The 12,127-nt window shown below is 60.7% G+C and carries 11 protein-coding genes; 4 read left to right on the forward strand and 7 right to left on the reverse strand.

What is annotated here, in order from left to right:
* Nucleotides 1-15: 15 nt before the first annotated feature.
* Together B7Y43_RS02945 and B7Y43_RS02950 are read right to left on the reverse strand one after the other, a co-directional pair.
* On the reverse strand, nt 16-519 hold the full coding sequence (locus B7Y43_RS02945; RefSeq protein ID WP_374130107.1) for a GNAT family N-acetyltransferase: 504 nt from the start codon (nt 517-519) through the stop codon (nt 16-18).
* Complete coding sequence (locus B7Y43_RS02950) at nt 519-1,010, reverse strand: SH3 domain-containing protein (RefSeq protein WP_374130108.1); 492 nt, start codon at nt 1,008-1,010, stop codon at nt 519-521. Before B7Y43_RS02950 ends, B7Y43_RS02945 begins: the two co-directional genes overlap by 1 nt.
* A gap of 117 nt (nt 1,011-1,127) precedes the next feature.
* On the opposite strand from B7Y43_RS02950, the gene B7Y43_RS02955 reads away from it, so the two are divergent.
* The 3 genes from B7Y43_RS02955 (at nt 1,128) to B7Y43_RS02965 (ending at nt 3,991) form a co-directional block, all read left to right on the forward strand.
* The gene (locus B7Y43_RS02955; RefSeq protein WP_374130109.1) at nt 1,128-2,117 is read left to right on the forward strand and encodes a 2-hydroxyacid dehydrogenase; all 990 of its coding nucleotides are present in this window, start codon (nt 1,128-1,130) and stop codon (nt 2,115-2,117) included.
* Nucleotides 2,118-2,188: 71 nt separating this feature from the next.
* Nucleotides 2,189-2,608, forward strand: a complete 420-nt coding sequence (locus tag B7Y43_RS02960) for a phosphate-starvation-inducible protein PsiE (protein WP_374130110.1) — start codon at nt 2,189-2,191, stop codon at nt 2,606-2,608.
* A gap of 213 nt (nt 2,609-2,821) precedes the next feature.
* A complete protein-coding gene (locus B7Y43_RS02965; RefSeq protein WP_374130111.1) occupies nt 2,822-3,991 on the forward strand; it encodes a hypothetical protein in 1,170 nt (389 codons plus the stop codon).
* A 48-nt stretch (nt 3,992-4,039) separates the two neighbouring features.
* Here B7Y43_RS02965 and B7Y43_RS02970 read toward each other — a convergent pair whose 3' ends face one another.
* The 5 genes from B7Y43_RS02970 to aspS all read right to left on the reverse strand — a co-directional run bounded on the left by B7Y43_RS02970 (nt 4,040) and on the right by aspS (nt 10,736).
* The gene (locus tag B7Y43_RS02970) at nt 4,040-5,443 is read right to left on the reverse strand and encodes a nitronate monooxygenase family protein (RefSeq protein ID WP_374130112.1); all 1,404 of its coding nucleotides are present in this window, start codon (nt 5,441-5,443) and stop codon (nt 4,040-4,042) included.
* A 68-nt stretch (nt 5,444-5,511) separates the two neighbouring features.
* On the reverse strand, nt 5,512-6,648 hold the full coding sequence (locus B7Y43_RS02975; RefSeq protein WP_374130113.1) for a glycosyltransferase: 1,137 nt from the start codon (nt 6,646-6,648) through the stop codon (nt 5,512-5,514).
* A 72-nt stretch (nt 6,649-6,720) separates the two neighbouring features.
* The gene (locus tag B7Y43_RS02980; protein ID WP_374130114.1) at nt 6,721-7,497 is read right to left on the reverse strand and encodes a polyphosphate kinase 2 family protein; all 777 of its coding nucleotides are present in this window, start codon (nt 7,495-7,497) and stop codon (nt 6,721-6,723) included.
* A 7-nt stretch (nt 7,498-7,504) separates the two neighbouring features.
* Complete coding sequence (locus tag B7Y43_RS02985) at nt 7,505-8,905, reverse strand: APC family permease (protein ID WP_374130115.1); 1,401 nt, start codon at nt 8,903-8,905, stop codon at nt 7,505-7,507.
* Nucleotides 8,906-8,933: 28 nt separating this feature from the next.
* Entirely contained in the window at nt 8,934-10,736 is a 1,803-nt protein-coding gene (gene aspS / locus B7Y43_RS02990; RefSeq protein WP_374130116.1) for an aspartate--tRNA ligase, read from the reverse strand.
* A 179-nt stretch (nt 10,737-10,915) separates the two neighbouring features.
* Between aspS and rnd the strand changes: the two genes are divergently transcribed.
* Nucleotides 10,916-12,091, forward strand: coding sequence for a ribonuclease D (gene rnd, locus B7Y43_RS02995; RefSeq protein ID WP_374130117.1), 1,176 nt, complete (start codon nt 10,916-10,918; stop codon nt 12,089-12,091).
* Nucleotides 12,092-12,127: the final 36 nt, after the last annotated feature.

The raw sequence follows: 12,127 nt of genomic DNA on the forward strand, positions 1-12,127 counted from the left end.
AACAGCTTAATCCGATCAACCCGGTCCCCGATCGACTGCGCCGGATTCAAGCGCCAATGTCATGTACCGGTTATGCGGACTTTCGACATAATCGGCATAGGGGCCGCAATCGACAAAGCCGAAACGGCGATACAGCGCATGCGCCGGAATAAATGACGCATTGGTCCCCGTTTCCAGATTGAGTCGGTGCCACCCGCGTGCCCGCGCCTGTCCGATCAGATGGCCGAGCAACAGCCCGGCGACGCCGCGCCGCAGATGCGCGGGGTGCGTGCGCATCGATTTCACCTCGCCCTGCCCTTCGCCGAGATCTTTGAGGGCCGCGCAGCCGAGAAGGTTTGTGCCCTCCCACAGGCTCCAGAGTGTAATGCCGGGCGCGCGAAGCGCCTCTACGCCCAACGCAAACCTATACTCGGCGGCTGTGCCGTCATCTACGGCCGCCAGGTGCAGCGCGATCAATGCCGTAATTTCAGGCCCCGTCACGTCGTCTTGAATGATTGTGAACCGAGTCGGCGTTGTCATCAGGACAATTGTTCGCCTTGATCGACACCCCAAATGCGGTTCGCCTCGATATAACCGGCCCGGCCGCGCACATCGAACCAGCACCAGCCCCGCGCGCACCGGCTGATTCGGCCGACAACACCGGGTGCCACGCGCCACAGCAGCGGCGCGTTGAAGCGCGGTGCCTCCAGCAATTCAGCGCTATTGCCCATGACGATGCCAGTGCGGGTTTCGCTCAGCAAATTGCCTTGCATCCAGCCCTGGGTGCCGTCCGGATCCTCGATCTTGCGCCATTCCTTATAACTGTCGATCACCTTGATCGGCAGATCGGCGCGCTGATACAGCCAGCTTGCGGGATAATTGCGGCCCGGTCCGGTCCGCATCCGCGCCTTGCCCGCGGCGATCGACGCAAAATAGGGCGTCTTGCGCTTTTGCGATTGCGCGGCATCATCGGCTAGGCCAGCGAACAGCAACGTGCCCGCAATCGCTATCATCCATGCCCAGAAACGCATCTACGACCCCTTATTTGGTTATCGCCCGTTTACCGTGTTCCGTGGCCGATCTTCAACACCGTTGACGGCGCAATCGAGACCCGCCAATCCATATCCATGCCCGAAATGAGACGTCCCATGCCAAAGGTGCCCCATCCCAAGGTGATCGTGACGCGCGAGCTGTCCGATCAGGTGATGGATCGCATGGAACAACTGTTCGACACCACCAATAATCGCCGCGATGTTCCGATGACGCGCGAAGAGCTTGCCTCGGCCATGGCCGATTGCGACGTCTTGGTGCCAACGGTGACCGACGATATCGATGCGGCGCTGATCAAAGGGGCGGGCGAACGGCTTCGGCTGATCGCCAATTACGGGGCGGGGGTAAACCATATTGCGCTGCAAGCGGCGCGCGCGCGCGGCATTATCGTCACCAATACACCGGGCGTCCTGACCGAAGACACTGCCGACATGACAATGGCGATGATCGTGTCGGTGCCGCGTCGGCTGGCGGAGGGCGAAAAGCTTGTCCGATCCGGCCAGTGGAAGGGCTGGAGCCCGGGCGGGATGCTCGGCCACCGCATTGGCGGCAAGGCGCTGGGGATCATCGGCATGGGCCGCATTGGGCAGGCTGTGGCATTGCGCGCGCGCGCTTTTGGCCTGTCGATCCATTATCACAACCGCCATCGCCTGCCTGCGGTGCTCGAAGCACAGCTCGCCGCGACCTGGCACGAGTCGCTCGACGAGATGCTGGCCGCCATCGACATCCTGACGATCCACACACCCCGCAATGCTGAAAGCGAGGGCTTGCTGGACGCCAGGCGGATCGGCCTGATGCGACCGCACGTCTACCTGATCAATGCGGCGCGCGGCGGCATCGTTGACGAAGATGCCTTGGTCGATGCGCTTGAGGCTGGGCGACTGGCGGGTGCAGGTCTCGACGTGTGGAAGCATGAACCGCAAATCGACCCTCGCCTGCTCGCCCTCCCCAATGTCGTGATGCTGCCGCATATGGGCTCCGCGACCTTTGAGGGGCGATTGGCGACCGGAGATAAGGTCATCACCAATATTCGCGTTTGGGCCGATGGCCACCGCCCGCCGGATCAGGTGCTGGAAGGCTGGATTTAGCGACAGCGTACCCTGGCTGAAATCTGGTATAGGCAGATCGCATTAGGCCAATAGAGCACAGGGCAAGCCGCATGCAGCCAGATGAGCCGACGGGACAAACGACCAATGAGCGCATCAGCAGCTATGCGCTGACGGGTTTTCACCTCCTCGAACACGGCCTGCTCATCATCATCGCGGTGCTGACGCTCGGCGCGGTGGCGCGCGAAGTGAACACGGTGATCATCACGCAGGTGGTCACCCTGGCCGATATCCTGCAGATGTTTCTTTATACCGAAGTCATCAGCATGATCGGCGTGTTCTACACCGGGCGCGGATCGGCATCGCCCTTCGTGTACCCGATCTTCATCGCGATCACTGCGCTGGCCCGGCTGATCGTGCTGCAGGGCAAGGACATGAAGCCCGAAAACATCTTGTTTGAAGCGGGATCGATCCTGCTGCTTTCAGTGGCCGTTGCGATCATCCTGCGTTCGCGCAAGGAATTTGGCAGCTGAGCAGTCTGGCGGTCGTCTTATCTGTCGCAGGAGGGTCGCGCTTAGGCGTTATCAGGGGAAGTTAAGTGGTCGAGTTGCCGTGACCTGCGCTTCTCTTGAAAAGAATTAAATGGCTCTATAGCGTTAGTAATGCGCTTAACTCTTCCGATTCTTGCCAGTCACCTTTTTGTGGGCCTGGTTGCGATCTGCGCCCTTGGATCAGCGGCAATACCCATGACGCCGCCCCCCGACGACCGCGTCCGACTGGTGCAACCTTTCGAGAGAGTTTCGGCAGAAAATTCATCGGGCGATCTAAAAGGCAAGCTCAAAAATCTTGCCGAAATCGGTCCTGATCATTTGCTTGCCGATGAACGGGCCAGACAAAGGGCCAGCCAGACCCTAAGCTTGTTTGGCAGAGAGGATCTGATCGCTGCCACAAGCGGTGACTACAAGGCAAATGGCTGCGCGCCACTGCAAACGACGTCGACTGTGCTCAATGAGATCGCGAGCAGGGCGCGCCAAACGTCGATCGTGATCATCAGCGAAAGCCATGAACGGTCGCAACATCGTGGCTTCATCGCCGAGGTTGCAAGCCGATTGCGGCCGCTGGGGTATGACACGCTGGCGATTGAAACGCTTTCCTACTCGCTCCCCGGCACACCGGAACGATCCCTACCGACATTTCGCAGGCAGCCGAACCTGCCCTTTTTCAGCGAGGATGACGGTTACTATCTCTACGAAGCGGGGTTCGGCAGACTCGGGCGGCGCGCCAAGGTGCTCGGCTATCGCCTTTTGCCTTACGAGTTCATCGCGGAACAACATGGCGTTGCCGCGCCAGACGCGACACGGGAACAGCGAATTGCTGTCCGCGAGGAGGGGCAGGCCAACCATCTGGCGACTTTCTTGCGCGAGCACCCCGGCACCAAATTGCTGGTGCATGTCGGTTATTCGCACGCGGCCGAAGTGCCGCAGCCTAATGGTGACAAATGGATGGCCGCGCGCTTGAAGGAAAAGACCGGCATCGATCCGCTCACCATTTCGCAGACAATTTGTCGCGGTGGCGGAGACACGGTGCGATTTTCGGCGCTGCCTGCCGATCAGCCAGCGGGGGCGTTCGATTTGCTCATCGACCATCCCAGTGCCCGCTTCGTCCAGGGTCGCCCCGAATGGCGGCTATTGGCAGGGGACATAGCCGTTAGCATTCCGCAAGCGCTGCTTCCGTCAACGGGTTGGCGCGTGATCGAGGCACGGCCGGTGGGCGAGCCGGCCACCTCCGTCCCAATGGACCGGGTGGCCATCCGTCCCGGCGAGACGATTGCGCTGATGCTGCCGCCCGGACGGTACAATTTACGCGCCATTGACGTGGGGGGTAGCGAGCAAACTCATCTGCCCCATGCACGCTGACCATCCTGCAAATTGGGGTTGGCGCGAAACCAGCCAACCAGCCTTCGCTCAATCCCCCGTCAAAATCCGGTCCACCAGTTGCTTCACCGTCGGCACGAACCCGTTCGAATAAAACGGGTCCTTCTTGAAATTATAAGCGCCGTGGCCCGCGAACATCAGATTTTGTTCGGTATCGCCACCGTGCGCGATGTCCTGCAGCGTCTTTTGGATGCAGAAGCTGCGCGGATCAGCGAGGCGGCCGGTGGAGTTAGTCTCGCTGTCCATCCAGGACGAGAAGGCACACTGGCTGAGGCAGCCCATGCAATCCGACTGGTCCTGGCGAATCTCGGCCTTTTCGCTTGGCGTGACGAACACCAAGGTATTGTCCGGCGTCTTGAGCGCATCAGTGAAACCAGCGCCGTACCAGGCACGGGCGCGGAGCAGATCGCCCTTGGTCACCCAGAAATTCTTGCCGCGCACGCCGACATCGAGCTGGAACTGGTGGTCGCCCGCCACTTCGGTCGAATAAGGGATCTGGCGCTCGGACCGCGCTTCGAGGTGGCGCAGGAACGGATTGCGCACCGCGCTTGAATAAAAGCCGGTCGGGGAGAAGCGGTGCAGCAGCACCTCACCTTCCTCGATGTGCGTCAGCTTGTCTTTCCAGCCCTGCGGAATCGGGCTTTCCTTGGTCAACAAGGGCCGCGTGCCGAACTGAAAGGCGATCTGGCCGAGCTCGGGATTGTCGATCCAGTTGTTCCAATCGCGCAGATACCAGACGCCACCTGCCATCACGATCGGCACGTCATCCGAAATACCGCCTTCGCGCATCGTCTCGCGCAACGCCTTCACGCGTGGATAGGGGTCCTGCGGCACGCGCGGATCTTCGGCATTGGATAGGCCATTATGCCCGCCTGCCAGCCAGGGATCCTCGTAAACGACCGCTGCCAGCCATTCGGACGCCTTTGAATAGGCCCGCTTCCACAGCGCACGAAAGGCACGCGCCGAGCTGATGATCGGCAGGTAGCTGACTTCATAGGACGCCGCGATTTCGGAAAGTTTATACGGCATGCCCGCACCGCAGGTAACGCCAGCAACCATGCCGCGCGTCCGTTCCAGCACGCCGTGCAGCACGCGCTGCGCCCCGCCCATTTCCCACAGCACATTGATGTTGATGGCGCCCTTGCCACCGGCGGCTTCAAAAGCGCGGCGGACCTGCTCGACGGCCCCGTCAATGGCATATTGAACGAGTTCTTCGTGGCGATCACGGCGGGTGAGCGCGCGGTAGATTTGCGGGATGATCTTGCCATCCGCGTCATAGCTGTCGGCATTGACCGCAGAGACGGTACCGATGCCGCCTGCAGCGGCCCAGGCCCCTGCGCTGGCATGGTTGGTCGCTGCCACGCCCTTGCCGCCTTCTACCAGTGGCCACACTTCGTGGCCGCCATAGATAATCGGCTTTACGCCCTTGAACACGCTTCTCTCCGTTTATCTCAATCTTGCTGTTATACGCGTTACGGCGCTCGGCGCGAGAAAATTACGACTCAGGCGAACAGATCGGCTTTGCCAATTGCGGCGCCATAGAGGCGAGCATAGGCCGAAATCATGGTTTTTTCATCATAATCTGCCATTGCCCTGGCCTGATTCTCTGCCCCGATCCGGCGACGTAGACCCGCATCATTGACCAGCATTTGAAGAGAATCGCGCAAAAAGACCTCGCCCGGATAGGAACAAATCAGCGGCGCATTGGCGGCCGAGACCATCACCGGCACATCGCCGACCGGGGGAGCGACAACGGGCAGCCCTGCCGCCATCGCTTCGACCACCGAGATTGGAAATTGTTCGCTGCGCGACGAGAGCGCGAAAATATCGAACAACCCGATATAGCGCGCAGGATCAGCTAAAAAGCCCGGCAGGTGGAGCTGATTGGCGATCCCCATCGCCATCGCTGCCTGCTTGATATTTGCCCTTTCAGGCCCCTCGCCCACGATCACCAGCTGCAATCGCCCCGATACGCCGCCAACGGCGCGCACCAGCATCGGCAGGTCTTTCACCGCGCGCAGGCCCGCCAGGCTGCCGATCACGACCTCGCCCGGCTTGCGGCGAAAGCCCGGAATGGCGCGCGCGGCGGGCTTGGCCGCGTAGCGCTCGATCGGAATGCCATTGACGATGCGGTGGACGCGCCCGCGTGGTTGCTTCCAGATGTCGAGCGCGATCGTCTCAAGCGTCTGCGACGGCACGACCAGCGCCTGCGCGGCGCCCAGCGCCAGCCGACGATAGGCGTTGCGCTCCGCCTTCAGTCCACCCGCCTCATCCTCGTTAAAGCCGTCTTCGTGGTGGATGAGCGGCGGCACGGCTTTCGCGAACACCCGGCGTGCCATCACGCCATCGATCGCCCCCCAATTATAGCTGAGCACCAGATCGAAGCGCCGCATATACCGCGCAATTGCTTCATAGCGGCTGACCGAAGGCCGGCCCGTGAGCGGCGGCGAGTCCTGCGCGATTTCATAGGCGATCCCAGGCGCAATAGCGTCGCGGGCGCCGAGCATGCCGGGCACACCCGAGACGATGGTATGCCGGGCGCGATCGCCCCAGGCATTCATCAGCCGGATGGCGCGCGCTTCCTTGCCGCCAAGATCGAAGCTGGAATGAAGGTGCAGGATATGGACCGGCTGCGGCATTCCGCCGACTTTAGCCCAGTCCGCCGATGAATCCAGCGCTCGCCCGGCGGGCATCGCCGATATTAGTCGTCATCAATCGAGACCGAGCGCCTGGCGCGCAATCTTTTCGAGCGCTGGATCAAGCGGCGGCGGGTCCATCGGCACGGTTGCCTCAAGCCGATTGGCAATCGCCGTCAATGCAGCGATTCTGCCCGCCTTTTTGTTGTTGCCATCAATCACATGCCAGGGAGCCCAGCGCTTGTCGGTCCGCCGGAACATCTCCGCCATCGCATCGAGATAATCGCTGCGGCGGGCGCGATTGCGATAGTCGTCAAGCCCGGTCTTCCAGCGCTTCCACGGGTGATCGAGCCGATCCTTGAGCCGCTGGTCCTGCGATTCCTGGGTGACATGGATGAAGAGCTTAACGATCGTCGTGCCCGAATCGGCCTGTTGCGCTTCAAATTCATTGATCTCGTCATAGCCGCGCCGCCATTCGGCCTCGGTGGCGAAACCTTCGACCCGCTCGACCAATACCCGGCCATACCAACTGCGATCAAACACGGCGATGTCGCCATTCATCGGCAGTCGCTTCCAGAAGCGCCACAGGAAATGCCGGGCCTTTTCCTCCGGCGTCGGGGCCGCAATCGGCCAAACGGTGAAGTAACGTGGGTCCCATTCGGTCGTGAGGCGCTGGATGATGCCGCCCTTGCCGGCCGCATCCCATCCCTCAAAAACAATCGCGGCACGCCGACCATGGCAGATATGCGCGGCCTGAATATGCGCCAGCCGCTCCTGCAAATTGGCGAGATCCTGATCATAATCGCCGGGATAGGCAGCGCCCTTTTCAAAATCGGCCAGATCGATGCTCATCGACAACTCACTTTATCAGGGACGGGACATGAACGTCCCAAACTCCTCTGCGCCGCAATACCAGCCAATAATAGGCCGCCGAAAGCAGTATCTGCGCGCCCGTCATCATCAGACCCGGCCGACCTTCTTCCACATCGAGCCAATTCAGGCAGATAATATACCCCAGCGCGAGCAACGTCAGGAACGGCATCAGCGGGTAAAGCGGGCTCTTGAAAGGCGCATCGGCCAGCATGCCGTTGCGCCGCCCGGCGATCAGCGCCAGCGCGATACCGGCATAGATTACGACCAGCCCGGTGCCGCTAAGCACCAGCAAGAGTTCCAGTGGCAGGAAACAGCAAGCGACCCCTGCCCCGCCAGCGATCAGCGTGCTGATCCACGGAGAGGCATAACGCGGATGAATGGCGGTCAATAGCTCGTCGATCGGCCGCCCCCAGCATCGGTCACGCGCGGTCCCATAAAAGAAGCGCGAACAGGCCAGGATACAGGCAATGATCGCGTTGACGATGGCCGTCGCCACGCCGATCGATATCCAGCTCGCCGCTGCATCGCCAGCGCGCAGGCGGACCAGCAACCCGAACGGATCATCGCTGTTGAACAGCGTAACGAGATCGGGGGCGCCAACCAGAATGGCGACCATCGGCACGCCTTCGAGCAGCAAGGTCAGCGCCACCGCCCAGAAAATCGCCTTGGCAATCTTGCGGGGCGCTTCATGCATTTCCTCGCCGAAATAGACCGCCGCGCCGTAACCGTTGAGCGCGAAGATGGCGATCGACGTGGCCAATCCAATCGATGCCGCCGATGCCGGTACAAGGGTCGAACTGGTTGCCCCAAGCATCGTCGGATTAGATAGCATCTCAGCAAATGGACGACTTATCTCGCCAAAACCAAGCGCCACCACCAAAACAACCGCCACCAACTCGATGAGCAGGAAAATGCCGGTAACCCAAGCGTTGACACGGATTTGCAGCAACGCAACCAACGTTGATCCAATGATCACGGTTACCGCGAGCGGCACAGCCGGCAGGCCCGGTATCACGGTCGATAGAATCGCCGCTAACCCCAGACCGATTGCGGGTGGAAACAGCAGGTTATTGAAGACATTGACGCCGAGCATGACAAAGCCAGCCAACGGCCCGAGCGTTCGGGCAACCATCACATATTCGCCGCCCGCGACTGGCCAGACCGACGAGAGCTCAGCGTAGACATAGGCCGTCGCCACACAGACGATCCCAGCGAGCAGCACCGCCCAGATCGCCCCCGTCCCCGCCACGCGCAACATGCCGGGGACGATCACGAACAAGGAAGAGACCGGACTGGTCACCGACAAGGTCAGCAGCAATACGCCCACCACACCCAGGCTGCGGACAAGCGCAGTTGGCGCGGCCGGTTCCAGCTGGTGATCGAGCATTATTCCCCTAACCCTGTTGGTTGCCTCGCTATACAGCAGGCTTTGGTGCGGCAACCTCTAAGGTACGGATGTTAAGTTCTCGCAACTGCTTTGCTGTTGCCACATTGGGCGCGCCCATCATCAGGTCTTCCGCCTTCTGATTCATCGGGAAAGTGATGACTTCACGGATGTTCGGTTCATCGGCGAGCAGCATGACGATGCGATCGACGCCCGGGGCAGATCCACCATGCGGCGGCGCGCCGAATTTGAAGGCGTTGATCATGCCCGCGAAATCACGATCGACATCGGCCTGACTATAGCCCGCAATTTCAAAGGCTTTGTACATGATTTCAGGACGATGGTTCCGGATCGCGCCCGATGACAGCTCAATCCCGTTGCAGACGATGTCATATTGATAGGCGAGGATATCGAGCGGGTCCTTGCTCTCCAGCGCGGCCATCTCCCCCTGCGGCATGCTGAAGGGATTATGGCTGAAATCGATCTTCTTGGCGTCCTCATCATATTCAAACATCGGGAAATCGACGATCCAGCAGAATTCAAACCGGCTCTCGTCGATCAGGCCGAGCTCCTGCCCAATTCGGGTACGTGCCAGCCCCGCCAGCTTTGCCGCCTGCGCTGCCGAACCGGCCGCGAAGAAGATGCCGTCATCAGGACCAAGGCCAAGCGCGTCGGCGATCGCCCTCATCCCGTCTTGCCCGTGATTATTGGCGATTGGCCCGCCAAACACGCCCTGTTTCTGCGTGGCATAGCCCAGGCCGGGAAAGCCCTCGCTCTGCGCCCAGCTGTTCATGTCATCGAAGAATTTCCGGCTTTTCTCCGCGGTGTTGGGTGCCGGGATAGCGCGGACAACGCTGCCGCTATCGACCATTGAAGCGAACCGGCCAAAGCCCGATCCCCTGAAGTGATCCGACACGTCAGTGATCAGCAGCGGGTTGCGCAGATCGGGCTTGTCATTGCCATATTTCAGCATCGATTCGCGGTAAGGAATGCGCGCGAACGGCAGTGCGGAGACCGTCCTGCCCTTGCCCTGCCAATCAGCGAATTCTTCGAACACGCCGTGCAGCACGGGTTCAATTGCCGCAAAAACATCGTCTTGCGTGACGAAGCTCATTTCGAAATCGAGCTGGTAAAATTCGCCGGGCGACCGGTCCGCGCGGGCATCCTCATCCCGGAAACACGGCGCGATCTGGAAATAGCGATCGAAGCCGGCGACCATCAGCAACTGCTTGAACATCTGCGGCGCCTGCGGCAGCGCATAGAATTTGCCCGGATGAACGCGGCTGGGCACCAGATAATCGCGCGCGCCTTCGGGCGACGACGCGGTCAGGATTGGGGTCTGGAATTCAGTGAAGCCCTGCCCGATCATCCGCTGGCGCAGCGATGAGATCACATGCGAGCGCAGCATGATATTGGCGTGCAGCCGTTCGCGGCGCAGATCGAGGAAGCGATAGCGCAAGCGGATATCCTCAGGATATTCCGCATCGCCCGCCACCGGCATCGGCAGTTCCTGAGCATGGCTTTGGATCACCGCTTCCGTCGCGCGGATTTCAATCGCGCCGGTTGGCAAGTTGGGATTGATCGCTTCGGCATCGCGCGCCGTGACGACGCCGGTGATCGTGACGACACTTTCGTTCTTTAGGCGCTCAATCACGCCAAAGGCCGGGCCGCTGACGTCGGTGACGATCTGGGTGATGCCATAATGATCGCGCAGATCGATGAAGACGAGATCGCCATGATCGCGCTTTTTATGGACCCAGCCCGAAACGCGGACGGTTTGCCCGACATGATCCGGGCGGAGTTCGGCGCAGCTATGGGTGCGATAGGCGTGCATGGCGTTAAACTTCTCAAATAGCGTCGCCCCAGCGCAGGCTGGAGCCTGTTGGGGCAAGGGTGTTCGTCCGTTACCGCGCAATGCCGACTTTCATCGACAGGAGGGCATGAGCGAGGGCTCGCGCTTCCCCGCCAACCCCGGCTTTGTCAAGACAGACATCCCTCGCTATGGCATCATTCATGCACATTCACGACTTGATCGACGATTCCGCGTCGCTCGCCAATCTCTGCCACCGCCTCTCGCAGTCACCGTTCGTGGCGGTCGATACAGAATTCATGCGCGAAAACAGCTATTGGCCCGAACTCTGCCTGATCCAGATCGCCGATGCGAATGAAGCGGCAGCGATTGATCCGATGGCACCCGACATCGACCTGAAACCATTGCTCGATCTGTTGACCGAGAATGATGAGGTGCTGAAGGTCTTTCATGCCGGCGGGCAGGATATCGAGATCGTCTATAACCTGACCGGCAAAACGCCGTTTCCGATGTTTGATAGCCAGGTGGCAGCGATGGCGCTGGGGCAAGGCGAACAGATCGGCTATTCAAATCTGGTCGAAAGCTATCTGGGCATCAGCGTCGACAAGGGCGCACGCTTTACCGATTGGAGCCGCCGTCCGCTCGACAAACGCCAGATCGAATATGCGATCGGCGATGTCACCCATTTGTCGACGATTTTTCCAAAAATGCTCGATCGGCTGCGCAAGACCGGGCGTGGCGACTGGCTCGACCAGGAAATGGAGCGAATCGGCAATCCGGCCAATTACGAAAATGATCCTGAACAAGCCTGGCGTCGGGTGCGGATCGCCAGCCGCAAGGCCGATGTGCTTGGCCGGTTAAAGGCGCTGGCGAAATGGCGCGAGCTTGAGGCACAGGGCAAGGATCTGCCGCGCGGCCGCATCATCAAGGATGAAACCCTGGCCGATCTGGCCGGCACCCCGCCCAAGAAGCAGGCCGATCTGGCGCGCGTGCGCGGGCTGTCGCCCGCCTGGGCCAATAACGATATCGGCGCGCGGTTGATGGCCTCGCTGGAGCAGGCAACACCGATGGCGGCAGCCGAGATGCCCAGCCGCGATGATCGCAAGCCGGGCATGGGCAAGGAAGGCGCGTTGGTTGCCGATCTCCTCAAACTGCTGTTGAAAATCAGGGCGCGCGACATCGATGTCGCGGCAAAATTGCTAGCACGCACCGAGGATCTTGAGGCGCTGGCCGCCGGTCAGCGCGAGGGGCTGGCGATTTTGGATGGCTGGCGGTTCGAACAATTCGGCCGCGATGCGCTGGCCTTGGTCGAAGGACGGCTGGCCTTTGCGGTCAAGAACGGCAAGCTGAAGATGACGCGGGCGGAGGATGCAGGCTAGAGCGTAATGGCGCAAGGGCGATAGAACCTCACCCCC

The sequence above is a fragment of the Sphingomonas sp. 28-62-20 genome, assembly GCF_002281505.1.

What these genes read in the sequence shown, in the direction of transcription:
- B7Y43_RS02945 (WP_374130107.1), bottom strand. Translation starts at nt 519, where the DNA reads ATGACAACGCCGACTCGGTTCACAATCATTCAAGACGACGTGACGGGG.
- B7Y43_RS02950 (WP_374130108.1), bottom strand. Translation starts at nt 1,010, where the DNA reads ATGCGTTTCTGGGCATGGATGATAGCGATTGCGGGCACGTTGCTGTTC.
- B7Y43_RS02955 (WP_374130109.1), top strand. Translation starts at nt 1,128, where the DNA reads ATGCCAAAGGTGCCCCATCCCAAGGTGATCGTGACGCGCGAGCTGTCC.
- B7Y43_RS02960 (WP_374130110.1), top strand. Translation starts at nt 2,189, where the DNA reads ATGCAGCCAGATGAGCCGACGGGACAAACGACCAATGAGCGCATCAGC.
- B7Y43_RS02965 (WP_374130111.1), top strand. Translation starts at nt 2,822, where the DNA reads ATGACGCCGCCCCCCGACGACCGCGTCCGACTGGTGCAACCTTTCGAG.
- B7Y43_RS02975 (WP_374130113.1), bottom strand. Translation starts at nt 6,648, where the DNA reads ATGCCGCAGCCGGTCCATATCCTGCACCTTCATTCCAGCTTCGATCTT.
- B7Y43_RS02980 (WP_374130114.1), bottom strand. Translation starts at nt 7,497, where the DNA reads ATGAGCATCGATCTGGCCGATTTTGAAAAGGGCGCTGCCTATCCCGGC.
- B7Y43_RS02985 (WP_374130115.1), bottom strand. Translation starts at nt 8,905, where the DNA reads ATGCTCGATCACCAGCTGGAACCGGCCGCGCCAACTGCGCTTGTCCGC.
- aspS (WP_374130116.1), bottom strand. Translation starts at nt 10,736, where the DNA reads ATGCACGCCTATCGCACCCATAGCTGCGCCGAACTCCGCCCGGATCAT.
- rnd (WP_374130117.1), top strand. Translation starts at nt 10,916, where the DNA reads ATGCACATTCACGACTTGATCGACGATTCCGCGTCGCTCGCCAATCTC.